Consider the following 21,590-nt stretch of genomic DNA (forward strand, 5'->3'; position numbering starts at 1 on the left):
ATGAGGGGGTCCCGCAAATGGGGGGATGCGCAGGTCAGCGGCGGTAGTGCGTCACTCGCCGTGAGCCACGGGGACGACTGCGGTGAGCAGCGCACCGCCACCCCGGCGTTCCGCCAGGGTGACCGTGCCGCCGAGGTCGACCACCCGGTCGCGCAGCAGCGTCAGCCCGAGGTGGCCCTCCTCACGACGGTCGGTGCCGTCGTCCGGGAAGCCCACGCCGTCGTCGGCGATCTCCAGCCGCACCGCCTGTCCGCCGTGCAGCTCGGTCTCCTCGAGGGTGATCCACGTGTGCTGGGCCTTGGCGTGCTTGGCGACGTTGGCCAGCGCCTCCTTGGCCGTGCGGTAGAGGACCGCCGTGGCGTCCGGGGTCATCTCCGGCAGGGGAGCGGCGTCCATGAGGACCTCCACCCCCTCGGCGCGCAGCGGCTCGGCGACGTCGGAGATCGCCGCACCCAGCCCGGGCCCGCTGAGGTCGGGAGGGTAGATGTCGACCATGAGCCGGCGCAGCGACTGGACGGCGTGGCGGACCGCGCCCACCAGCCGGTCCACCGTCGGCCGGCGCTCCTCGGGCAGGCTGCCGCGCAGGGCCGACAGGGCGTAACTGACGCCGGCGAGGTCCTGCACCGGCCCGTCGTGGACGTCGGCGGCGATCGCGCGGCGCTCGCGCTCGGAGGCCTCGACGTGGCGCTGCATCAGCGCGGCGCGTTCGGTCTCCTGGCGGCGCACCCGGCGCGCCAGGGAGGTGGCGATGGGGATCTGCACCACCTGCAGCAGGACGAGGGCCCCGATCGCCATGGGGATGATCTCGCCGCGCAGGAGGGCGGCCTGCCGGTCGATGCCCTCGTAGGCGAAGTAGGCCTCGAAGGCCAGCCTCTCGCCGCGCACCTCCAGCGGCGTGTACACCTCGAGCAGGGCCTCGGCCTCCGGCGCGGTCTCCGGGGCCTCGTCGACGCTGGAGACGGTCTCTCCGCCGACGGCGGCGAGCAGCTCGTCGGAGGGGCCGATGACCCGGCCCTGCAGGCCCGGCTCGCTGGCGTAGACGATCTCGCCGGTGGGCCGCCAGACGACCATGCGGGTCACGGAGCCGTCGCTCATCCGGTTCTGGACGTCCCGGTCGAGCTCCTCCCACCGGCCGTCCACACCGGCCAGCGCGTCGGCCAGCACCGGCGCGATCAGGAGCTGGCCCAGCCGGTCCGCGGACCGCTCGGCCTCCGCCAGGGCGTTGGCGCGCGCGATCCGCTCGCTGAGCCAGATGGTGCCCGCGGAGACCGCGAGCAGGACCAGCAGTGCGGTGGCGCAGAACGCCGCCAGCTCCCGCCGCGGACCCGCGCCCCCGGAGCGGGCGCGGCGGCGGGACCTGGTGGCGCGGGTGGAGCGGCCGGGCGTGGAGCGGGAGACCTCAGCGGTCATTCAGGGAGCCGAGCAGGCCCAGCTGCTGGGCCTTGACGACCGCCTCGAGCTGGGAACGGACGCCGAGCTTGGCGTGCAGGGACTTCACGTAGCCGCGGCAGGTCTCCAGGGTGATGCCGAGCACCCGGGCGATGGCCTTGACCTGCATGCCGCGGCCGAGGCAGTCGAGGACCTCCTGCTCCCGGCGGGTCAGCTGCGGCGGGGTGCCGCGGTCGGGGGAGGCCGGCGGAGCGGACGTCGGACCGCCGGCGAAGGTCGAGGGGGCGACGAGCATCTGACCGGCCTGCACCCGGGACAGGACGTCGATCATCTCGGCGAGCGAGCCGTCCTTCGGGATGAACGCCGACGCGCCGGCCTGCGCGGCCCGGACGACCCAGTCGGGGTCCCGGTGCGCGGTCACCACGGCCACGACCGCTCGCGGGGCGACCTCGCGGATGCGCCGGGTGGCGGCCAGCCCGTCCTGGCGGGGCATCTCGATGTCCATCACCACGATGTCGGGCTGGAGGTCCTGTGCCATCGCGACGGCCTGGGCCGCGGAGTTCGCCGTCCCGATCGCGTCCATGCCGGCGGCGGCCAGCGCTCCGGACAGCAGTTCGGCGAACGTCCTGTGGTCGTCGACGACCAGGACCCGGGTCTGGTCGATCCGTGTCTGCCGGTCCAGCTGGGCGAGCGCCATGAGAACCCCCGTCGGTGGTGAGTGCTCCTGCCCACAGGTGTGGGGGAGCGCCGATATGGGACCCGAGTCGTACGCCTTTTGACCAGGGGTCTTATGCCGTGGTGGGACTTAGGTCCCGACCATCCGCAACGCCCGACGAGCGAGTCGGAACACAGTGTGATCGAGACGGCACCGTCTCGCAGGGGCCCCCAGAGCTGGGTTCACCCGTACGGGGAGGTCGCCGACGCGGCCGCGTCACTCCACGCCGTACCACCGGCCGCGACCGCCTGCACGTGACCGGGCAGGGCGCCGGGGTCGTCGTCCTTCAGCAGGTAGCCGACGACGCCGATCTCCTGCGCCTCCTGGACCAGGGCCGGCGTGAACGACCCCGTGAGGACGACGATCCGGGTCTCCGGGTGCTCGGCGAGCAGTTCGCGGGCGGCCTGCAGCCCGGTGACCCGCGGCATCGCCAGGTCGAGGAGCACGACGTCGGGGTGCGTGCGCCGGGCGGCGTCGAGCACCTGTTCCCCGTCCTCGCACTGCGCGACCACCGTGACGTCGCCGGCGGCGGAGAGCAGTTCGGTGAGGGAGTCGCGGACGAACGCGTGGTCGTCGGCGAGCAGCACCTTGATCACGAGCCACCTCCTCCCTGGGCACCGGCGTGGGCGATCCGCACCGTACCCAGCGGCGTTGCCGGGGTCTGACCAGGGCTGCTGTGCCGGTGCGGACCCAGTGTCGCAACGGGTCCTCCCGTCGGCCACATCCGAACGGCGGGGTGTCGCGCCCCCCAAACGCGGGGGATGGCGCAACCGTGCCATGACGGACGGTGACGAGGCCGGATCTCAGGTCCCGGGCGGGTCCACGGCCGGCCGCAGGTCCTCGGGGTCGATCCGCCCGCTGGTCAGGTCGGCTGCCAGGTCGTCCACCGACTGCCCGGCGGAGAACGCCGCAGCCCGCAGCAGGTCCAGGGCCGTCGGGGTGTCGGTGTCCAGCACCATGCTCAGCCGGCCGATCGCCTCCCACACCGTCGCCCGCTGCCGCGCGGCCGGACCGTGCAGCCAGGCCGGGCCGCCCCGCGGGGACCACGGCGACCAGACGGCGGCCTCACCCAGTGCGGAGGACACCAGGTCGCCGACGGCCATGGCCTCGAAGACGTCGAGCTCGGGGACCGACGTCTCGTCGCTGAAGAACAGGTCGAGGGCCCCCTTGCCGGCGAGGGTCTCCCCGAGGGGGAGGGCCACGACCGCGCGGTACCGCGTGTGCTCGGTCAGCAGGCCGGCGAAGGTCGGCCAACGGCGGAGCAGGTCGGAGGACGCCGCGAAGACGGGTTCGCGGTGCAGCTGCGCGGTCTCGCACGGCCCGCTGCCGGCGGTGAACTGCAGCCGCTCGGCCAGCGCGGCCTCCTCCGAGCTGGCCCCCAGCGGGATCCGCCGCCCGGCGGTGTCGAGGACGCTCAGGCCCGCGCCGTCGACACCCAGGATCCGGGCCGACGCCCGGGACAGCCGCACGGGGAGCAGCTCCGGGCCGGCGAGCACGCCGTCGGAGACGTCGTCCACCGCGGCGTGGAAGCGCTCGGCGATCGACACGGGCCGATCATGCGCCATCCCCGGCCGCCGCACCCATCGGAACCGGAACGACTCGATCCGTTCCGGCACGGCCGACCGGGACGGCGGTCGACCCTCCGCGCCGTCGGGCGCCCGCAGGGGCAGGACGGCGGGGCCGTGCGGGCCGGGCACCACCCGTGCCCGCGCCCCGTAGTGGCCGGCCAGCGCCTCGGCGGTCAGGACCTCGGCCGGCGGCCCCTCGGCCACCAGCCGGCCGGCGGACAGCAGGGCCAGCCGGTCGGCGTACTGACCGGCGAGGCTCAGGTCGTGCAGGGTGCTCAGCACGGTCAGCCCGTCCTGGCGGCGCAGCCGGTCGACCAGGTCGAGCACCTGCTGGGCGTGGCCGAGGTCGAGCGCCGCGGTCGGCTCGTCCAGCAGCAGCACGCGCGGCTGCTGGGCCAGGGCCCGCGCCAGCACCGCCCGCTGCTGCTCCCCGCCGGAGAGCGTCGACAGCGGCCGGCCGGCGAGGTGGGTGAGCTCCAGCCGCGCCATCACGTCGGCCACGACCTGCCGGTCGCCGGCCCGCGGTGCGGCCAGCAGCGGCCGGTGCGGCGTCCGCCCTAGGGTCACGTAGTCGGCGGTCGTCACGCCCTCGGGCACGACCGGCCGCTGCGGGGCGTAGGCGACGTGGCGGGCGAGCTCCCGGCGCGGCATCCCGGTCGTCGGGACGCCGTCGATGCGGACCTCCCCGTCGTGCGGGTGGGCGCCCAGCACCGAGCGCAGCAGCGTGGACTTCCCCACGCCGTTGGGGCCGATGACCGCGGTCCACCCGCCGGGCCGCACGCCGAGCCGTACGTCGGCGAGGACCCGCGTGCGGCCGAACGCGGCCGAGAGCCCCACCACCTCCACCCGGGCGCCGCGGGTCACCGCCGCCGCGCCCCCGCCCACAGCAGCCCGGCGAAGAACGGGGCACCGACGAACGCCGTCACCACGCCGATCGGCAGCTCGGCCGGGGCGAGGACGACCCGCGCGACCAGGTCGGCCAGCACGAGGAAGGCGCCGCCGACGAGGAGGGCGGCCGGCAGGACGCGGGCGTTGGACCCGCCGACCAGCCGCCGGGTGATGTGCGGGACGACGAGGCCCACGAACCCGATGAGCCCGCTGACCGCCACGGCGGAGGCGGTCGCCAGCGACGCCGCGACGACCACCAGCAGCCGCACCCGCCCGGGGTGGACGCCGAGGGAGCGGGCCTCGTCGTCCCCGACGGCGAGCACGTCCAGTGCCCGCCCGCACAGCAGCAGGACCGCGCCGGCCACCCCCAGGTAGGGCAGCACCAGCGCGACGTCGGGCCACTGCGCGCGGCCCAGCTGGCCGAGCAGCCAGCCGTACACCTCGCGCAGGTCGTCGGTGTTCTGCTGCTGCACCAGCGTCTGCGCGGCGGCCAGGAACGAGGCGACGGCGACCCCGGCGAGCAGCAGGGTGGCGCTGTGCGACCCGCCGGCGGCGGTGCCGAGCAGCAGCGCCGCGCCGACGCCGGCCAGGGCACCGGCGAACGCGGCGAGCGGGACGACGCCGACCGGGCCGAGCGACGTGCCCGGCGCGTAGGCGATGACCAGGGTGGCTCCCAGCCCCGCACCGGCGGCCGCGCCCAGCAGGTACGGGTCGGCCAGCGGGTTGCGGAACACCGCCTGGTAGGCGGCGCCGGAGACGGCCAGCCCGGCGCCGACGAGGGCGGCGAGCACCACCCGCGGCAACCGCAGCTGGAGCAGCACCGCCGCGCCGGCGCCGTCCAGGCCGCCCGGCACGTCGACGCCCAGGGGTGCGAGCGCCCGGTCGGCGAGCGTCGCGACCACCGCGCCCGGCGGCAGCGGCAGCGCGCCGACCCACACGCCGGCGAGCAGTGCCAGCACGAGCGCCGCCGCGGCCCCGGCCAGCACCCACGCCGTCCGGCGGCGGGGCCGGGAGGGCGGGGGTGCGGTCCGGGCGTCCGCGGGGACCGTCATCGCGGCGTCCGCTCAGCCCCGCAGGACGGCGGCGACGGACTCGGCGAAGTCGGCCACGCGCGGTCCCCAGCGGGAGGCCACGGCGTCGTCGGCCGCCAGGACCCGGCCCTGCCGGACGGCGGGCACCGTGTCGAACGCGGGCCGCTGGGCCAGCGTGGCGGCGTCCTGGGCGCAGCACACCGTGTCGGCGAGGACGACGAGGTCCGGCGCCTGGCCCACGACGTACTCGGCGGACAGCTGCGGGTAGCCGCCGGCGGTGTCGGCCGCCTCGTCGGCGACGTTCTCCAGGCCGAAGAGGGCGTAGACGCTGCCGATGAACGTCTCGCTGGTCGCGGAGTAGTAGCTCGGGTCCAGCTCGTGGTACACGCGCAGGCCCCGCGACTCGGCCGGGACGGAGTGGGCGGCGGCGGTGACGCGGTCCTGCACGTCGGCGACCACGTCGGCCGCCTCCTCGGCGTGGCCGGTCGCCGCGCCGAGCGTCTCGATCTGGGCGTAGCTGTCCTCGAGCGAGTCGACCGCGCCCAGGAGCAGGGTCGGCACCTCCAGCGCGTCCAGGGCGTCGACGATGCCGTTCATGTCGTCGCTGAGGACCACGAGGTCCGGCGCGTACGCGGCGATGGCCTCGGCGTTCGGGGTGAACGCCGACAGGTCGGTGGTGGGCGCCTCGGCCGGGAAGTCCGACGTGCTGTCGACGGCGGCGACCTCCTCGCCGGCGCCGATGGCGAAGAGCACCTCGGTGGCGGTGGCCGACATCGACACGATCGTCTCGGGCTGCGCCTCGAGCGTGAGGTCGCCGTCGTCGCCGGTGACGGTGACCGGGAACGCGCCGCCGGAGGCCGCCGCCGGGTCCGCGGCCTCTCCGCCCGGGTCGTCGGACCCGGCGCAGGCCGAGAGCGTCAGCAGGAGCGGGAGGAGCAGCGCGGCGGGGGAGCGCCTGCGGGTGGTGCGGGACAAGCGCGGAGCCTCTCGGGAGGCGGCCGGCGCCGCCCACGGGCGACCGACGCCCGATGCGCGCCCCCTGCCGCGAGGGTCGGTACACGACGCGGGGCAGGCGATCTGGCTCAGGCCGGAGAGACCATCACAGTTGCGGGACAGCGCCGGGTTCCCACCGGTCTTCGCTGCGCGAGCGCCGCCGGCGAGCCGCCGGCCGGGAGAACGGTACCAGCGGCGGTCCTTCAGCCCCGTGCGCCGAGGACGGCGGAGTAGACCCCGACCGTCTGCTGCGCGATCGCCGGCCAGCCGAACTCCGCCAGCACCCGCTCCCGGCCGGCGGCCCCCATGCGGGCCGCCCGCTCCCCGTCGGCGAGCAGCTCGGCGATGCGCGCGGCGAGGCCGGCTTCGAAGGCCGCCGGGTCGTCGGGGTCGAAGGGGACCAGCAGGCCGGTGCGGCCGTCGTCGACCACCTCCGGGATGCCGCCCACGGCGCTGGCGACGACGGCGGTGCCGCAGGCAGCCGCCTCGAGGTTCACGATGCCGAGCGGCTCGTAGACCGAGGGGACGACGAACACCGTCGCGCCGGTGATCAGCGGCACCAGCTGCTCACGGGGCAGCATCGCCTCGATCCAGACGACGCCGTCGCGGCGGGCCTGCAGCTCGGCCACCGCGTCGGCCACCTGCTGACGCTCGGCCGGGGTGTCGGCGGCGCCCGCGCACAGCACCAGGCCGGCCTCCGGGGGCAGCTGCTCGGCCGCCCTCAGCAGGTGCATGACGCCCTTCTGGCGGGTGATCCGGCCGACGAAGAGGGCGTACGGCCGGTCCGGGTCCACGCCCAGCGAGCGGACGACGTCGGGGTCGTCCACCGGCTTGTAGGCCTCCGCGTCCACCCCGTTGCCGACGACGTGCACGCGGGCCGGGTCGAGCTCGGGGTACACGCTGAGGACGTCGGCCTTCATGCCCGCGCTGACGGCGATCACCGCGTCGGCGGCGAGGTACGCGGTGCGCTCCACCCACGAGGAGAGCCGGTAGCCGCCGCCGAGCTGGTCGGCCTTCCACGGCCGGCGCGGCTCCAGCGAGTGGGCGGTCACCACGTGCGGCGTGCCGTGCACCAGGCCGGCGAACAGGCCGGCGGCGTTGGCGTACCAGGTGTGGGAGTGCACCAGGTCGGCGTCGGCCAGCGCCCCGGCGACCTCCACGTCGACGCCGAGGGCCTGCAGCGCGCCGTTGGCCGCCCTCAGCCCCTCCGGGACCGGGTGGCCGGTGGCGTCCGGCCGGGGGCCGCCGAAGCAGTGGACGTCGATCTCCGGGCCCGCCGGCAGGGAGCGCAGGGCCGCGGCGAGGTGCTCGACGTGCACCCCCGCACCCCCGTACACGTCCGGCGGCCACTCCCTCGTCACCATCCCGATGCGCACGGGCTTCACCCTAGGGGGCACAGTCGCGCAGCGCGGGGCGGCGAAGGCCCCGCTCAGCGGCTACGTTGCGTCACATGCGCGGCGGTCCTCGGGTTCTCGGCATCGTCCTGGCGGGTGGTGAGGGCAAGCGACTCGCCCCACTGACACAGGACCGGGCCAAGCCGGCGGTCCCGTTCGGGGGCAACTACCGCCTCATCGACTTCGTGCTGTCCAACCTGGTGAACGCCGACATCCGGCAGATCGCCGTCCTCACCCAGTACAAGAGCCACAGCCTCGACCGGCACATCACGACGACCTGGCGGCTGTCGCAGATGCTGGGGAACTACATCACCCCGGTACCGGCGCAGCAGCGGCTCGGGCCGCGCTGGTACACCGGCAGCGCGGACGCGATCTTCCAGAGCCTCAACCTGATCTACGACGCCCGCCCTGACATCGTCGTCGTCTTCGGGGCCGACCACGTCTACCGCATGGACCCCGCGCAGATGATCGACCAGCACGTGCAGACCGGTGCCGGGGTGACCATCGCCGGCCTGCGGGTGCCCCGGCACGAGGCCACCGGGTTCGGCGTCATCGACGCCGACGCCGCGGGCAAGGTGCGCGGCTTCCTGGAGAAGCCGGCCGACCCGCCCGGGCTGCCCGACTCGCCGGACGAGAGCTTCGCGTCCATGGGGAACTACGTGTTCACCACGGACGCGCTGCTGGAGGCCCTGCGCACGGACGCCGAGGACGAGACCTCCGCGCACGACATGGGCGGCTCGATCATGCCGATGCTCGCCGAAGCGGGGGACGCGTACGTCTACGACTTCTCCACCAACATCGTCCCGGGGGCCACCGAGCGGGACCACGGCTACTGGCGGGACGTCGGGACGCTCGACTCCTACTTCGACGCCCACATGGACCTCGTGTCGGTCACCCCGGTGTTCAACCTCTACAACGACCGCTGGCCGATCCTGACCCTGCCCCCGCAGCAGCCTCCGGCGAAGTTCGTGCTCGGCGGCCGCGCGGAGGAGTCGATGGTCAGCGCCGGCGCGATCATCGGCGGCGGCTCGGTGCACAGTTCGGTCGTCTCGCCCGGGGTGCGCGTGGAACGCGGCGCGCGGGTGGAGGACAGCGTGCTCATGGACGGCGTGGTCGTCGGGGAGGGCGCCTACGTCCGGCGGGCCATCCTCGACAAGAACGTCGTCGTCCCGGACTGGGCGCGGATCGGCGTGGACCTGGCGGCCGACCGCGAGCGCTACCACGTCAGCGCCGGTGGGGTGACGGTCCTGGGGAAGGGCGCGCGCGCCCACGTCTGAAGAAGGACCCTCGTGCCCCCCGACCCTCGCTCCGCTCGGGCCGGGGCCCTGCACGAGGGCCGCTCCAGCACGTCACCACTGGTCGTGACCCTGCTGCTGGGGCGCGCGGCCCAGGAGCGGTTCGACCGGCTGCGTGCGGCGCACTTCCCGCCGGAGCGCAACCACCTGGCCGCGCACGTCACGCTCTTCCACGCCCTGCCCGGCGAGCGGGTGGACACCGTCGCCGCCGGCCTGGCCGCCGCGGCCACCCGGCCGCCGTTCGCGATCGCGGTGACCGGCCTGCGGCTGCTCGGCCGCGGCGTGGCCTACACCCTGGAGTCGGCGGAGCTCGACGCACTGCGCGACCGGCTCGTCGCGGCCTGGGAGCCGTGGCTGACCCGGCAGGACCGGCAGCGGTTCGCCCCGCACGTCACCGTGCAGAACAAGATCGAGCCCCCGGTGGCCCGGGCGCTGCGCGACCGGCTGGCCGTGCAGTCCACCCCTGAGCCGGTACCGGCGCGCGGCCTGTGACTGTGGCGCTACCGCGGCGGGCCGTGGGAGCCGGTGGCCGAGTACCCGTTCGGCTGACCGCGCTACCGGCGCTTGCTCGCCACCAGCAGACCCGCCCCGATCGGCAGGACGGCGGAGGTCAGGTCCTCGTGCTCGCGGATGCTGCGGGACAGCTCCCGCCAGGTGACCGTCTGCTCGTCGCGGGCGCTGCGGTCGGCGATCCGGCCGCCCTCCAGCAGGCCGTGGCAGGCGACCGTGCCGCCGATCCGCACCAGGTCGAGCAGCGCGTCGAGGTGCGGGGCGTACTCGGTCGGCGCCCCGGCGCAGACCACCATGTCGTAGGCGCCCGGGGAGAGCCGGGGCAGGACCTCGGCCGGGGTGCCGAAGATCATCCGGGTGCGGCCGGCGGGGTGCCCGGCCTCGGCGAACGCCCGGCGCGCGGCGCGCAGTTGCTCGGGGTCGCCGTCGAGGGCGGTGAGCAGGCCGTCGGAGCGCATGCCCTCGAGGAGCCAGAGCCCCACGACCCCGCCGCCGCTGCCGATGGAGACGACCGCTCGGGCGCCGCCGCTCGCGGCCAGGACGGCCAGCGTGGCGCCGACGGCGGGCTCCACCGGCGGGGGGCCGCCGAGGCGGTCGGCCCGGGCCCGCGCCGCAGCCAGGGCGGGGGTCTCGGACGCGAAGCGGTCGGCGTACGCGGCGCCGTCCCGGCCCGCCCGCGGTCCCTCGGCGCTCACGGTCGGACTCCTGAGCCTGTGCGCTCCCGCCGGGGTCCACCCGTCGTCGTCGCAGCGCTCATCACCGGCCGAGGGTAGTGGTCCGGCCCGCCACAGCCGCCCGCGACCGGCGCAGCTGTGAGCCGGCTGTGAACGGGAACACGGGGGAATCGCCGGTCCGTTGGACAGGTCGTGCCTCCCGAGCGAGCCGTGCCCGACCGACCCACCGACATCAGGGGGTCGGGGTCGGCGTCCGTCTGCGATCCTGGGACCGTGAGCGACGCCGTCCCCACCTCGCCGGTCCCGGGCCCGGACGTGCCCGTCGCCGGCACCGAGGCCTGGGTGGCGCCCACGTGGGAGCAGGTCGTGCGCGACCACTCCGCCCGGGTGTACCGGCTGGCCTACCGGCTCTCGGGCAACGCGCAGGACGCCGAGGACCTCACCCAGGAGACGTTCGTCCGGGTGTTCCGCTCGCTGGCGGACTTCTCGCCGGGCACCTTCGAGGGCTGGCTGCACCGGATCACCACGAACCTGTTCCTCGACATGGTGCGGCGCCGGCAGCGGATCCGGTTCGACGCGTTGCCGGAGGACACCGAGCGGCTGCCGGGCACCGCGCCCAGCCCCGAGCAGGTCTACGCCGACACCCACCTCGACCCGCAGGTGCAGGCGGCGCTGGACGCGTTGTCGCCGGAGTTCCGGGTGGCCGTCGTCCTGTGCGACATCGAGGGGCTGACCTACGAGGAGATCGCGGCGACCCTGGGCATCAAGCTCGGCACGGTGCGCAGCCGCATCCACCGCGGCCGCGTCCAGCTGCGCGAGGCACTGGCCCACCTGGCTCCGCGCCGGCCGGTCGTCGCGGAGGGGAGCGCGGGGTGAACATCCCGGAGAGCCACCTGGCGCAGGAGGCGATCACCGCGCTGGTGGACGGTGAGCTCGGTGGCGGCCCGGCCGCGCGGGCCGCACGCCACCTCGCCGGCTGCGCCGAGTGCCGCATGGCGGTGCAGGCCCAGCGGGAGGCCAAGGAGGCGCTGCACGACTCCTCCGACGTCGCCGTCCCCGGTGACCTGCTCTCCCGGCTGCGGGCCATCCCGTTCACCGCGGACGTGCCCGGAGGGGGCATGGGAGCGCTCAGCGCGGGTCCGGACGAGCTGACCATCCGGGGGGCCGCCGGGTCGTGGGCCGTTCCGCTGGACCCGACGCCGGCCCCGCCCGAGCGTCCGGGCCAGGCCCGCTGGCTGCGGCGCGGCGTCGCCGGTGCCCTCGCCGGTCTCGGCCTCGGCGTGACGGCGCTGGCGCTCAACCTGCCCACGGGGGGCACCGCGCGGGACGCCCGGCCGCCGGCGTCGGTCGCCGGTCCCTCCGCCGAGGAGCGCACCGAGATCGTGCCGCCGGTGGTGCGGGCCTTCACCGTGAGCAGGGCCGCGACCGGCACCCCGGGCGGGACGCCCTGAACACCCGTACCGACTCGCCGTCCGGGGAGGACCCGCTGCCCGAGAACCCGCAGACCCCGGACGAGTCGCGGCCTCCGGCTGCCGGCTCCGCGGAGGCGGGCGCCCCGCTGCCCGACGAGGCCTTCGCCCGGCCGCGGGCGGGCGTCGGCCCCTTCGACCCGCCGCCTGCCCGTACCCGCCCGGCGGTGGTCCGGCCCGCGGCCCCCGATCCCACCCAGCAGGCCGCCTTCGGGCGTCCCGCCGCCGTCCCCGGGAGCTTCGCCGGCGACCGGCCTCCGCCGCCGCCGCGTCCGGTGCCCCCGCCGCCGCCCGAGGCCGTGCTGCGCGCCTTCGCCCCGCCCGGCCCGGGCCGCCGTGGGCTGGAGGAGCCGCCCGGCGGTCGCCCGGGCCGCCGGCGCACCTCCGCCGGGCCGTGGTGGAAACCCGACGCCCGCTCCGATCCCTGGCGCGACCCGCACGCGCCGGCCGCCCTCACCGGCCCGGCCGTGTTCGAGGAGGAGGCCGAGCAGGAGGGCCCGCTCGTCGTCGACGGCCGGGGGCGCAAGAAGCTGCGGCTGCGGGACCTGTCGATCCGGCTGTCGGTCCTCGTCCTGCTCGCCGTGCTGCTGGTCGGGGCCGTCGGCGGCGCCGCCGGCTACCTGCTGACCCGCACGGCCGACGAGACGCCGCTGCTCGCGCCGGGCACCCAGCTCAACGAGACCGACGAGGGCATCTCCCGCGAACCGGGCTCGGTCTCCGACATCGCCGAGCGGGTGACGCCCACGGTCGTGTCGGTGGAGGTGCGCCTCGGGGAGGCCGGCGCCACCGGGTCGGGCGTGGTCATCGACGGCGAGAACGGCTACATCGTCACGAACAACCACGTCATCTCCGGCGCCGACGGCGTCGAGGGCGCGGAGATCCGCGCGGTGTTCTCCGACGGCAGCGGGTCCGCGGCCCGCATCGTCGGCCGTGACCCGGCCAGCGACATCGCCGTCCTCAAGGTCGAGAAGCCCGGCCTCATCACCGCGGCGCTGGGCACCTCGGAGTCGGTCGTCGTCGGTGACCCGGTCGTGGCGATCGGCTCGCCGCTGGGCCTGGCCAGCACCGTGACCAGCGGGATCGTGAGCGCCCTGGACCGCCCAGTGCGGCTGTCGGGCGAGGGCAGCGACACCAACGCGGTGATCAGCGCGGTCCAGACCGACGCCCCGATCAACCCCGGCAACTCCGGCGGGGCGCTGGTCAACGGGTCCGGTGAGGTCATCGGGATCAACACCGCCATCGCCTCGCTCGGCGGCGGCAGCGTCGGGCTGGGCTTCGCCATCCCGATCGACACCGTCCGGGACATCGCCGAGCAGCTGATCAACACCGGGGAGGCGGTCCACGCCTCGCTCGGCGTGAACGCGCGGTCGGTCACCGACGGCACGCGGGACGGCGCGCTCGTGGTCAACGTGGAGCCGAGCAGCGCCGCGGCGACCGCCGGCATCCGCGAGCAGGACGTGATCATCGCCGTCGAGGACCAGCCCGTGGGCAGCTCCGAGGAGCTCGTCGTCGCCATCGACGCCCACGACCCGGGTCAGACGGTCACCATCGAGCTGGTGCGCGGCGGGTCGTCGACGACGGTCGAGGCGACGCTCGGCTCGGCCTGACCGACATCCCCCCGGATCGGGGCGCTGACCCGGGGGCCGGTCCCGCCTACCCTGGGAGGCCGCGGCGGTCCGGGGCCGCAGGAGACGGGAGCGGTGCGTGTTCGACTCGATCGGCTGGGGCGAGATCGTCGTCCTCGCGCTGGCCGCGCTGTTCATCTTCGGGCCGGAGCGGCTGCCCGACCTCGCCAAGGACGCCGCCTCCGGGCTGAAGAAGGTGCGCGAGGCGATCACCGGCGTCCGCGCCCAGGTCGACGAGTCGCTGGGCGACGACCTCGCCAAGCTGCGCGACCTCGACCTGCGCCAGTACCACCCGAAGACCTTCATCCGGAACCAGTTGCTCGCCGACGACGACGGGCCGACCGCCCGCCGGGGCAGCGCGACCGGATCGGCGGGCCTGGCCGAGACCGGGGGAGCGGTGTCCGCGCGCAACGCCGTCCGAACCCGCGACGCGGCGACCCCGGCACCGTTCGACCCCGACGCGACGTGATGCCGAGCGGGGGGCCGGAGGCTCCCCCGAGGCATCACGGGTCTGTGTCGCGCCGAGCGGGGGCCGCAGGCTCCCCCGAGGAGCGACGGGCGGTGCTCGTCGCACGTCGGGAACGGCACGTGGCCGCGGTATCGCCCGGGAGGGCGACAGACGACACGGAGGCCCGACCCCCTCGAAGGGGATCGGGCCTCTGCGGCGCTCGGGTCAGCGGCGGACCGGGGTGAGCCCCAGCGACATGCCGGACAGCCCGCGCTGACGGGTGGCCAGGCCGTCGGCGATCGCGGCCAGCGCCCGCGCCGCGGCGGACTCCGGGTCGGCGAGCACGACCGGCGCGCCGGCGTCGCCGGCCTCCCGGACCCTCGTGTCCAGCGGGATCTGGCCGAGCAGCGGGACGCGGGCGCCCAGGGTGCGGGTCAGCGCCTCGGACACCGTCTCGCCGCCACCGGAGCCGAAGACCTCCATGCGGGAGCCGTCGGGCAGGTCCAGCCAGGACATGTTCTCGATGACGCCGACGACCTGCTGGTGCGTCTGGGTGGCGATCGCACCGGCCCGCTCGGCCACCTCGGCGGCGGCCAGTTGCGGCGTCGTCACGACGAGGATCTCGGCGTTGGGCAGCAGCTGGGCGATGGAGATCGCGACGTCACCGGTGCCGGGCGGCAGGTCCAGCAGCAGGACGTCGAGGTCGCCCCACCACACGTCGGCGAGGAACTGCTGCAGCGCACGGTGCAGCATCGGCCCGCGCCACACCACGGGGGTGTTGCCGGGCGTGAACATCCCGATCGAGATGACCTTCACGCCGTAGGCCTGCGGCGGCATGATCATGTTGTCGACCTGGGTCGGCTTGTCGTCGACCCCCAGCATCCGCGGCACCGAGTGGCCGTAGATGTCGGCGTCCACGACGCCGACCGACAGCCCGCGCTTGGCCAGGGCCGCAGCCAGGTTGACCGTGACGCTGGACTTGCCGACCCCGCCCTTGCCGGAGGCGACGGCGTACACGCGGGTGAGCGAGCCGGGCTGGGCGAACGGGATGACCGGGTCGGCGGCGTCGGTCCCGCGGACGGTGCGGCGCAGCTCGGCGCGCTGCTCGTCGTTCATGACGTCGAGCCCGACCCGGACCGAGGTGACACCGGGGACGGCGGACACGGCCTCGGTGACCCGGTTGGTGATGGTCTCGCGCATCGGGCAGCCGGAGACGGTCAGGTAGACCTCGACGCGGACGGTGCCGTCGGCGTCGATCTGCACGTCCTTGACCATGCCCAGGTCGGTGAGCGGACGGTTGATCTCCGGGTCCTGGACGGTGGCCAGAGCGGCGGTGACGGCGTCGAGGGCCGGCGTGCCGGTCAGCTGGTCGGACATGGTGTTCGTCTGTCTCCTTCGACGGGGGGACCCGGGCCGGCCCGCCGAGGGCGGCGACCTGCGCACACGGGTCTCCTGCCACTGTACGGCGGCCCGGTGGCCCTGCCCGCCCGCGCGGAGGTGATCCGGTACGCACCCGAGCGGGCGCACCGCACGCCCCGGCCGGTCGCGTCGGAGGCACGTCCTAGGGTCGAGGTCGTGTCCGCCGCCCGCTCCGCGACCCTGCGCGACGCGGTCGGCCTCGGGCTGGCGGTGGGCCTCTACGGGGTCGCCTTCGGCGCGGCCGCCGACACCGCGGGGCTGGACCTCTGGCAGGCGATGACCATGTCGCTGGTGATGTTCACCGGCGCCTCGCAGTTCGCGCTGGTCGGCGTCCTCGGTGCCGGGGGTGGCGCGGCCGCCGCCGTCGGGAGCGCGCTGCTGCTGGGGACCCGCAACACGGTCTACGGCGTCCGGCTGGTGCCGTTGCTGCGCCCCCGCGGGGTGTTCCGGCGAGCCGCCACCGCGCACTGGGTCATCGACGAGACGACGGCGCTGGCGATCGCCGCACCGGACCGCCCGCTCTCCCGGCTGGCCTTCCTCGCCGGCGGCGGCACGATCTTCGTGGTCTGGAACCTCACGACGGTCGTCGGCTCGCTCGGGGCGGCGGCGCTCAGCGGTGCGGCGCTGGCCGCGCTGGACGCCGTCGTCCCGGCCGCCTTCCTGGCCCTGCTGTGGCCGCGGCTGCAGCGCTCCTTCCCGGAGGCGGCGGTGCAGCGGCGGGTGGCCGTGGGCGGCGCGGTGGTCGCCCTGGCGCTGACCCCGTTCGTCCCCGCGGGCGTGCAGGTGATCGCCGCCGTGGTGGCGGTCGCCCTGGCCGGCCGGCCGCGGGTCGCCGCGGAGGAGGGGACGTGACGGGGACCGCGTTGTGGGTCACCGTGCTGGCCGGCTCGCTGGGCTGCTACCTGCTGAAGCTGGCCGGGCTGTCGGTGCCCGCGGCCTGGGTGGAGCAGCCCTGGGTGGCCCGCATCGTCGACTTCGTGCCCGCGGCGTTGCTGGCCGCGCTGGTCGCCGTCCAGGCGCTGACCAGCGACGGCCGGATCGTGGTCGACGGGCGGCTGGCCGGTCTCGCGGTGGCCGCGCTCGCCCTGGCCCTGCGCGCTCCGTTCATCGTCGTCCTCGTGCTGGCGGGGGGCGCGGGTGCGCTGGTCCACGTCCTCACCGGCTGACCCGGCGGATCAGAACAGCCGCTGGCCGCGCTGCTCGAGGTCGAGCAGGAAGCGCTTGCGGGGCAGCCCGCCGCCGAAGCCGACGAGGCTCCCGTCGGCGCCGATGACCCGGTGGCACGGGACGACGACCGGCAGCGGGTTGCGCCCGCAGGCCGTGCCCACCGCCTGGGCGAGGGTCCGGTCGCCGAGCTGGCGGGCGAGGGAGCCGTACGAGCGGGTCTCGCCGTAAGGGATCTCCGCCATGAGCCGCCAGACGGCCAGCTGCAGGTCGTTGCCGGAGGGGCGCAGCGGGAGGTCGAACGCGGTCCGCTCGCCGCTGAAGTACTCGTCGAGCTGGTGGACGACGTCGGCGAACGCCGCGTCGTCCCGCTCTCCGACCGCGGCCGCGTCGGGATCGCGGCCGGGCAGGTCCATGTACAGCGCGACCAGCGCGCCGTCCTCGGCCACCGGCGTCAGCGGGCCGATCGGCGACCCGGCGACGGTGTGCGTGCGCGTCACGGGTCGATCGTGCCGCAGAGGGACGACGGAACCGGCTCCCGGCGGGTCCCCGGCGCGGGCCGGCCGGGCGCACCCGGCTGTGGGCGTTGGCCCTGTTGGCGCCCGTCGCGTGGCCGGCCGGGGCCTCGACGTCCTGGCGGGGCTGCTCAGCTGAGTCCGAGCTCGGCGCGGGCCGCTGCCCGCAGGGCCTCCCGGTCGACGCCGAGCGCGGTCAGGGCCCGGACGGCGGTCCCGCGCTCCAGCGCGCAGGCGGCCGCCACCACGTGCGCCCCGCGCAGCGGCGAGCGGCCGGCCTTGGCCAGCGCGACGGCCTGCTGGAAGACCTGCTGGGCCTGGGGCGTCGACCGCAGCGGACCCGTCACCGGAGCCCGCAGCGCCTCTGCTCCCTGGTGCTGCGCGCCGATGCCCACCCCGGCAATCGCGGCGGCGTGCCCCGCGGCGACGGCCTCGCGCAGCGCCTCGGGCGTTCCGCCGGCGCGGGCCAGCGCGCGGGTCGCGGTGCCGTCGGGCAGCGCCGTGGCGGCCAGCAGCAGGTGCTCCGGGACCTGGGCCCACGTCCAGCCCTGGGAGATCGCCTCGGTCACGGCGTCGGCCTCCAGCCGGGTCGCCAGCCGGCGCAGGGCGACGACGGCGGCCAGGGCCGCCGCGGGGTCGTCCGGCGACGGGAGCGACTCGGGCACCGCCACGGTCATCAACCTGTGTCGATGGACGTGGGGTCGTCAACAGCTGCTGATGACGGCTCAGCCCATGGCATCGCGGGCCATGGGGTCGCGAGCCGTGGCGTCGCGCTTCTTCTTCGCCTTCTTCTCGCGCTTCTCCGCGTCCTCGCCGCTGTCCTCGGCCAGCCGGTTGAGCTCGCTGCGGATGAAGTCCCGGGTGGCGAGCTCGCCGATGGCGACGCGCAGCGCGGCCAGTTCCCGGGCGAGGTACTCGGTGTCGGCGCGGGTGGTCGCCGCCCGCGCACGGTCCTCCTCGGCCTGCACCCGGTCGCGGTCGGCCTGCCGGTTCTGGGCCAGCAGGATCAGCGGCGCGGCGTACGCGGCCTGGGTGGAGAAGGCCAGGTTGAGCAGGATGAACGGGTACGGGTCCCACTGCAGCCGGACCGCGAAGACGTTGAGCGTGATCCAGACGGCCACGACCACCGTCTGGACGGCGAGGAACCGCCCGGTGCCCAGGAACCGGGCGATGGCCTCGGCGAAGCGGCCGACCGCATCGGGGTCCAGCCGGAGGAAGCCGCCGAAGCCGCGCGCGCCGCGCGGGACGTCGAGCCGGCGCCCCTCAGCCACGGCGGGACCGCTCGCGCCAGTCGTCGGGCAGCAGGTGGTCGAGGACGTCGTCCACGCTGACCGCGCCGACCAGCCGGCCCTGCGGGTCGACGACCGGCGCGGCGACCAGGTTGTAGGTCGCGAAGTAGCGGGTCAGCTCGGCCAGCGGCGCCTCCGGGCGCAGCGGCTCCATGTCGTCGAGCACCCCGCTCACCAGCGTGGACGGCGGCTCGCGCAGCAGCCGCTGGATGTGCGCCAGCCCCAGGTAGCGGCCGGTGGGCGTGGCCGACGGCGGCCGGCAGACGTAGACCTGGCTGGCCAGCGCGGGGGTCAGCTCCGGGTCCCGGACCCGTGCCAGGGCCTCGGCGATCGTGGCGTCGGGGGTCAGGATCACCGGCTCGCTGGTCATGATCCCGCCGGCGGTGTCCTCGGAGTACTGCAGCAGCTGGCGCACCGGCTCGGCCTCGTCGGGCTCCATGAGCTCGAGCAGCCGGTTGCGGTCGACGTTGGACAGCTCGGCCAGCAGGTCGGCGGCGTCGTCGGGGTCCATGACCTCCAGGACGTCGGCGGCCCGCCCCTCGTCGAGGGTGCTCAGGATGGTGATCTGGTCGGCCTCCGGCAGCTCGCCGAGGACGTCGGCCAGCCGCTCGTCGTCCAGCGCCTCGGCGACCTCGTGCCGCCGTTTGATCGGCAGGTCCTGCAGGGCGTGGGCGAGGTCGGCGGCGTTGAGCTCGCGGTAGGTCGCGATCAGCGTCTCGGCCCCCTGGCCGGTCTCGGGCAGGGCCAGCCCCGTCACCTCGTCCCAGTTGAGCTGGTGCAGCTGCCCCCGGCGGCCGAGCCGGCCCGGTTCCTGGACGGCGAGCTTGGAGAGCACCCAGTCGGCGGTGCGGGTCTGCTCCATGCCGGCGTCGACGACGTGCGCGGGCCGGCCGGAATCGGTGATCTGCACCCGCCGGTCGAGCAGCTCGCCGAGGACGAGGGTCTCGCCGCGCCGCTGCTCGAACCGCTTGAGGTTCAGCGTGCCCGACCCGAGCACGATCGCGCCCGGGTCGAGGGCGGTCACCCGGCCCATCGGCACGAAGATCCGGCGGCGGGCGACGACCTCGACGACCAGGCCGAGGACGCGGGGCGGTGCGGTCCCGACGCGCAGCGCCACGACGACGTCCCGGACCTTGCCGACGCGGTCGCCGTTGGGGTCGAACACGGGCATCCCGGCGAGCCGGGAGACGTACGCCCTGGTCGCCGTCGTCACCGAACCTCCTCGCTGGCGCACGTCGGCCGGCAGCCGGGGTGCGGTCGTCCGGGCGGGACCGCGCGGCCCGCGTCCCGACGGCTGAGGCTACCGTCGGGGCCGTGTCGTCCCCCGGAGCCGAGCTCGAGTACGAGATCGTCGACGTCTTCGCCCCGCGGGCCTTCGCCGGCAACCCGCTGGCCGTGGTCTTCGACGCCGACGCGCTGAGCACCGAGCAGTGCCAGGCGCTGGCCAACGAGTTCCACCTGTCGGAGACCTCGTTCCTGTGCGCGCCGACCGAGGGGTCGGACGCCAGCTACCGGGTCCGCATCTTCACGCCGTACGCCGAGCTGCCCTTCGCCGGGCACCCGAGCGTCGGTGCGGCGCACACCCTGGTGCGGGCCGGGCGGCTGCCCGCCGGGACGGTCCGGCAGGAGTGCGGCGCCGGGATCCTGGACGTCGTCGTCGACGGCGACGGCGCGACGCTCTCCGGCGGTCGCCCGACCCTGGAGGACGGCCCGGAGCCCGGCGCGCTGGCCGAGGCCGTCGGGCTGTCGGCCGCCGACGCCGTGGGGGTGCCCGCGCACGTCGCCGGGTGCGGCCTGCCGTTCGCGTTCCTCGCCGTGCGCCGCGAGGTCGTCGACGACGCCGCGCCGGTGCCCGCCCTGCTCGGTGAGCTCGGGGTCGGGGAGGGCGTCTCGGTGCTCTCCTGGGACGGCGCGACCTCGACGGCCTACGCGCGGGTGTTCGCCAACGACCTGGCCTGGGGCGAGGACCCGGCGACCGGGTCAGCCGCCCTCGGCACCGGGGTGTGCCTGGTCGCCGCCGGCCTGCTGGCCCCCGACGGGACGTCGTCCTACGTCGTCCGGCAGGGCGAGGCGATGGGCCGGCCGTCGGTGCTGTCCTGCACCGTCACCGCCTCCGAGGGTCGCGCGGTCGGTGCCACCGTGCAGGGTGCGGTCCGCCCGGTCGCGCGCGGCCGGATCCACGTGCCTTGAGCGCTCCGGCGTCGGCCGCCTGGGCGGTCCACCGGCCCGGCGGCCGGGACGTCGGGATCATGGCGGTCGCGGTCATCGGGATCTCCCTGTCCGCGCCGCTGACCACCCTGCTGACCGCGCCGATGCTGGCGCTGGCGTTCTGGCGCAACGTGGGCGGCGTCGCGGTGCTCCTGCCGGTGCTGCTGCTGCGCGAGCGCTCGGTGCTGGCCGGGCTGCGGCCGCGCGACCTGGGCAGCTCGGTCGTCGCCGGGCTGTTCCTCGCCGCGCACTTCGCCGCCTGGCTGCCCAGCCTGTCGATGACCACGGTGGCCGCATCCACGGCGCTGGTCACCACCACGCCCATCTGGACCGCCCTGGCCGCCCGCGTCAGCGGGGTGCGGCTGTCCGCGGCCGTCTGGGCGGGCCTGGTGCTCGCCGTCCTCGGCGTCGCGCTGATCGCCGGGGTGGACGTCACGGTCAGCCTGCGGGCGCTGGCCGGGGACGGGTTGGCCCTGCTGGGGGCCATCTGCGCCGGCGGGTACGTGCTGGCCGGCGCCCGGGCGCGGCAGCGGCTGTCGACCTCGGCGTACGCGGTGGTCTGCTACTCGGTGTGCGCGGCAGCGATCGCGGTGTCGGCCGCCGTCGTCGGGGTGCCGCTCGCGGGGTTCAGCGCGCGGGACTGGCTGCTGATCGCCGCGATCACCTTCTGCGCGCAGCTGCTCGGGCACACGCTGCTCAACCTGGTGCTCTCCTCGGTCGGGCCGACGATGGTCAGCCTGGTGGTGCTCCTCGAGGTGCCCGGCGCGCTGCTGTTCGCGCTGGTGCTGCTCGGCCAGGTGCCGCCGCTGCTGGCGCTGCCCGGGGTGGCGCTCGTCGTCGCCGGGGTGGCGATGGTGGTCCGGGCCAGCCGGCCCTCGACGCTGGTCGAGCCCGGCACCTGAGGAAGGACCCCGTCCTCCCCACCCCTCGCGAGCTCGGGGCGGTGCCCTGGACGGGGCCGCCGCTGGCTACCCTCCGAGAACCGACCACCGAGAT

At 75.8% G+C, this 21,590-nt stretch carries 23 protein-coding genes; 10 read left to right on the plus strand and 13 right to left on the minus strand.

All coding sequences use genetic code 11. The features are described 5' to 3' along the window. Positions 1–51 precede the first annotated feature (51 nt). The 7 genes from ACI782_RS02600 to glgA all read right to left on the minus strand — a co-directional run bounded on the left by ACI782_RS02600 (position 52) and on the right by glgA (position 7,960). Positions 52–1,410 (minus strand): sensor histidine kinase, encoded by a 1,359-nt coding sequence (locus ACI782_RS02600; RefSeq protein ID WP_456905761.1) that lies wholly within the window; start codon positions 1,408–1,410, stop codon positions 52–54. Further along, positions 1,400–2,086 (minus strand): response regulator transcription factor, encoded by a 687-nt coding sequence (locus ACI782_RS02605; RefSeq protein ID WP_456905763.1) that lies wholly within the window; start codon positions 2,084–2,086, stop codon positions 1,400–1,402. Before ACI782_RS02605 ends, ACI782_RS02600 begins: the two co-directional genes overlap by 11 nt. A 200-nt stretch (positions 2,087–2,286) precedes the next feature. Continuing rightward, positions 2,287–2,700, minus strand: a complete 414-nt coding sequence (locus tag ACI782_RS02610; protein WP_456905765.1) for a response regulator — start codon at positions 2,698–2,700, stop codon at positions 2,287–2,289. A gap of 207 nt (positions 2,701–2,907) precedes the next feature. Continuing rightward, complete coding sequence (locus ACI782_RS02615; RefSeq protein ID WP_456905767.1) at positions 2,908–4,536, minus strand: ABC transporter ATP-binding protein; 1,629 nt, start codon at positions 4,534–4,536, stop codon at positions 2,908–2,910. Further along, on the minus strand, positions 4,533–5,612 hold the full coding sequence (locus tag ACI782_RS02620) for a FecCD family ABC transporter permease (protein WP_456905769.1): 1,080 nt from the start codon (positions 5,610–5,612) through the stop codon (positions 4,533–4,535). The genes ACI782_RS02615 and ACI782_RS02620 overlap by 4 nt, the downstream gene beginning before the upstream one ends. A gap of 12 nt (positions 5,613–5,624) precedes the next feature. Continuing rightward, positions 5,625–6,566 (minus strand): ABC transporter substrate-binding protein, encoded by a 942-nt coding sequence (locus tag ACI782_RS02625; protein ID WP_456905771.1) that lies wholly within the window; start codon positions 6,564–6,566, stop codon positions 5,625–5,627. A 221-nt stretch (positions 6,567–6,787) separates the two neighbouring features. Further along, positions 6,788–7,960, minus strand: a complete 1,173-nt coding sequence (gene glgA / locus ACI782_RS02630; protein ID WP_456905772.1) for a glycogen synthase — start codon at positions 7,958–7,960, stop codon at positions 6,788–6,790. Positions 7,961–8,034: 74 nt separating this feature from the next. Between glgA and glgC the strand changes: the two genes are divergently transcribed. After that, complete coding sequence (glgC, locus tag ACI782_RS02635) at positions 8,035–9,255, plus strand: glucose-1-phosphate adenylyltransferase (RefSeq protein ID WP_456905774.1); 1,221 nt, start codon at positions 8,035–8,037, stop codon at positions 9,253–9,255. Between the two features lie 12 nt (positions 9,256–9,267). Then, positions 9,268–9,765: a 2'-5' RNA ligase family protein gene (locus tag ACI782_RS02640; RefSeq protein ID WP_456905776.1), complete on the plus strand. Its 498-nt coding sequence runs from the start codon at positions 9,268–9,270 to the stop codon at positions 9,763–9,765. Positions 9,766–9,827: 62 nt separating this feature from the next. Here ACI782_RS02640 and ACI782_RS02645 read toward each other — a convergent pair whose 3' ends face one another. Beyond that, complete coding sequence (locus ACI782_RS02645; protein WP_456905778.1) at positions 9,828–10,478, minus strand: O-methyltransferase; 651 nt, start codon at positions 10,476–10,478, stop codon at positions 9,828–9,830. 252 nt (positions 10,479–10,730) lie between these two features. Between ACI782_RS02645 and sigE the strand changes: the two genes are divergently transcribed. From sigE to ACI782_RS02665, 4 genes are all read left to right on the plus strand, one after another. Further along, positions 10,731–11,333: an RNA polymerase sigma factor SigE gene (gene sigE, locus ACI782_RS02650; protein WP_456905780.1), complete on the plus strand. Its 603-nt coding sequence runs from the start codon at positions 10,731–10,733 to the stop codon at positions 11,331–11,333. Then, positions 11,330–11,908, plus strand: a complete 579-nt coding sequence (locus ACI782_RS02655; protein ID WP_456905782.1) for an anti-sigma factor — start codon at positions 11,330–11,332, stop codon at positions 11,906–11,908. Before sigE ends, ACI782_RS02655 begins: the two co-directional genes overlap by 4 nt. Before the next feature lie 185 nt (positions 11,909–12,093). Continuing rightward, positions 12,094–13,533, plus strand: coding sequence for a S1C family serine protease (locus ACI782_RS02660; RefSeq protein WP_456905784.1), 1,440 nt, complete (start codon positions 12,094–12,096; stop codon positions 13,531–13,533). A 97-nt stretch (positions 13,534–13,630) separates the two neighbouring features. Beyond that, on the plus strand, positions 13,631–14,020 hold the full coding sequence (locus ACI782_RS02665) for a twin-arginine translocase TatA/TatE family subunit (protein WP_456905786.1): 390 nt from the start codon (positions 13,631–13,633) through the stop codon (positions 14,018–14,020). A 204-nt stretch (positions 14,021–14,224) separates the two neighbouring features. On the opposite strand, the gene ACI782_RS02670 is transcribed toward ACI782_RS02665, so the two are convergent. After that, positions 14,225–15,376: an Mrp/NBP35 family ATP-binding protein gene (locus tag ACI782_RS02670; RefSeq protein ID WP_456905788.1), complete on the minus strand. Its 1,152-nt coding sequence runs from the start codon at positions 15,374–15,376 to the stop codon at positions 14,225–14,227. Between the two features lie 198 nt (positions 15,377–15,574). Between ACI782_RS02670 and ACI782_RS02675 the strand changes: the two genes are divergently transcribed. Beyond that, the gene (locus ACI782_RS02675) at positions 15,575–16,270 is read left to right on the plus strand and encodes an AzlC family ABC transporter permease (RefSeq protein ID WP_456905790.1); all 696 of its coding nucleotides are present in this window, start codon (positions 15,575–15,577) and stop codon (positions 16,268–16,270) included. Further along, complete coding sequence (locus tag ACI782_RS02680; protein ID WP_456905791.1) at positions 16,267–16,584, plus strand: AzlD domain-containing protein; 318 nt, start codon at positions 16,267–16,269, stop codon at positions 16,582–16,584. The genes ACI782_RS02675 and ACI782_RS02680 overlap by 4 nt, the downstream gene beginning before the upstream one ends. Before the next feature lie 9 nt (positions 16,585–16,593). Here the strand turns inward: ACI782_RS02680 and ACI782_RS02685 are convergent, their stop codons facing one another. The 4 genes from ACI782_RS02685 to ACI782_RS02700 form a co-directional block, all read right to left on the minus strand. Next, positions 16,594–17,082: a methylated-DNA--[protein]-cysteine S-methyltransferase gene (locus ACI782_RS02685; RefSeq protein WP_456905793.1), complete on the minus strand. Its 489-nt coding sequence runs from the start codon at positions 17,080–17,082 to the stop codon at positions 16,594–16,596. Between the two features lie 146 nt (positions 17,083–17,228). Continuing rightward, positions 17,229–17,762: a Clp protease N-terminal domain-containing protein gene (locus tag ACI782_RS02690; RefSeq protein WP_456905795.1), complete on the minus strand. Its 534-nt coding sequence runs from the start codon at positions 17,760–17,762 to the stop codon at positions 17,229–17,231. Positions 17,763–17,822: 60 nt separating this feature from the next. Beyond that, positions 17,823–18,368, minus strand: coding sequence for a DUF1003 domain-containing protein (locus ACI782_RS02695; RefSeq protein WP_456905797.1), 546 nt, complete (start codon positions 18,366–18,368; stop codon positions 17,823–17,825). Beyond that, a complete protein-coding gene (locus tag ACI782_RS02700) occupies positions 18,361–19,599 on the minus strand; it encodes a magnesium transporter MgtE N-terminal domain-containing protein (RefSeq protein ID WP_456905799.1) in 1,239 nt (412 codons plus the stop codon). Before ACI782_RS02700 ends, ACI782_RS02695 begins: the two co-directional genes overlap by 8 nt. A gap of 101 nt (positions 19,600–19,700) precedes the next feature. Between ACI782_RS02700 and ACI782_RS02705 the strand changes: the two genes are divergently transcribed. Together ACI782_RS02705 and ACI782_RS02710 are read left to right on the plus strand one after the other, a co-directional pair. Further along, complete coding sequence (locus tag ACI782_RS02705; protein WP_456905801.1) at positions 19,701–20,576, plus strand: PhzF family phenazine biosynthesis protein; 876 nt, start codon at positions 19,701–19,703, stop codon at positions 20,574–20,576. Continuing rightward, the gene (locus ACI782_RS02710) at positions 20,573–21,496 is read left to right on the plus strand and encodes a DMT family transporter (protein ID WP_456905803.1); all 924 of its coding nucleotides are present in this window, start codon (positions 20,573–20,575) and stop codon (positions 21,494–21,496) included. Before ACI782_RS02705 ends, ACI782_RS02710 begins: the two co-directional genes overlap by 4 nt. The last annotated feature ends 94 nt before the right edge of the window (positions 21,497–21,590 follow it).

Source organism: Geodermatophilus sp. SYSU D00703 (assembly GCF_054050155.1).

Bases quoted from the DNA above. Each gene is read 5' to 3' on its own strand.
- ACI782_RS02600 (WP_456905761.1), bottom strand. From the start codon at position 1,410: ATGACCGCTGAGGTCTCCCGCTCCACGCCCGGCCGCTCCACCCGCGCC.
- ACI782_RS02605 (WP_456905763.1), bottom strand. From the start codon at position 2,086: ATGGCGCTCGCCCAGCTGGACCGGCAGACACGGATCGACCAGACCCGG.
- ACI782_RS02620 (WP_456905769.1), bottom strand. From the start codon at position 5,612: ATGACGGTCCCCGCGGACGCCCGGACCGCACCCCCGCCCTCCCGGCCC.
- glgC (WP_456905774.1), top strand. From the start codon at position 8,035: ATGCGCGGCGGTCCTCGGGTTCTCGGCATCGTCCTGGCGGGTGGTGAG.
- ACI782_RS02670 (WP_456905788.1), bottom strand. From the start codon at position 15,376: ATGTCCGACCAGCTGACCGGCACGCCGGCCCTCGACGCCGTCACCGCC.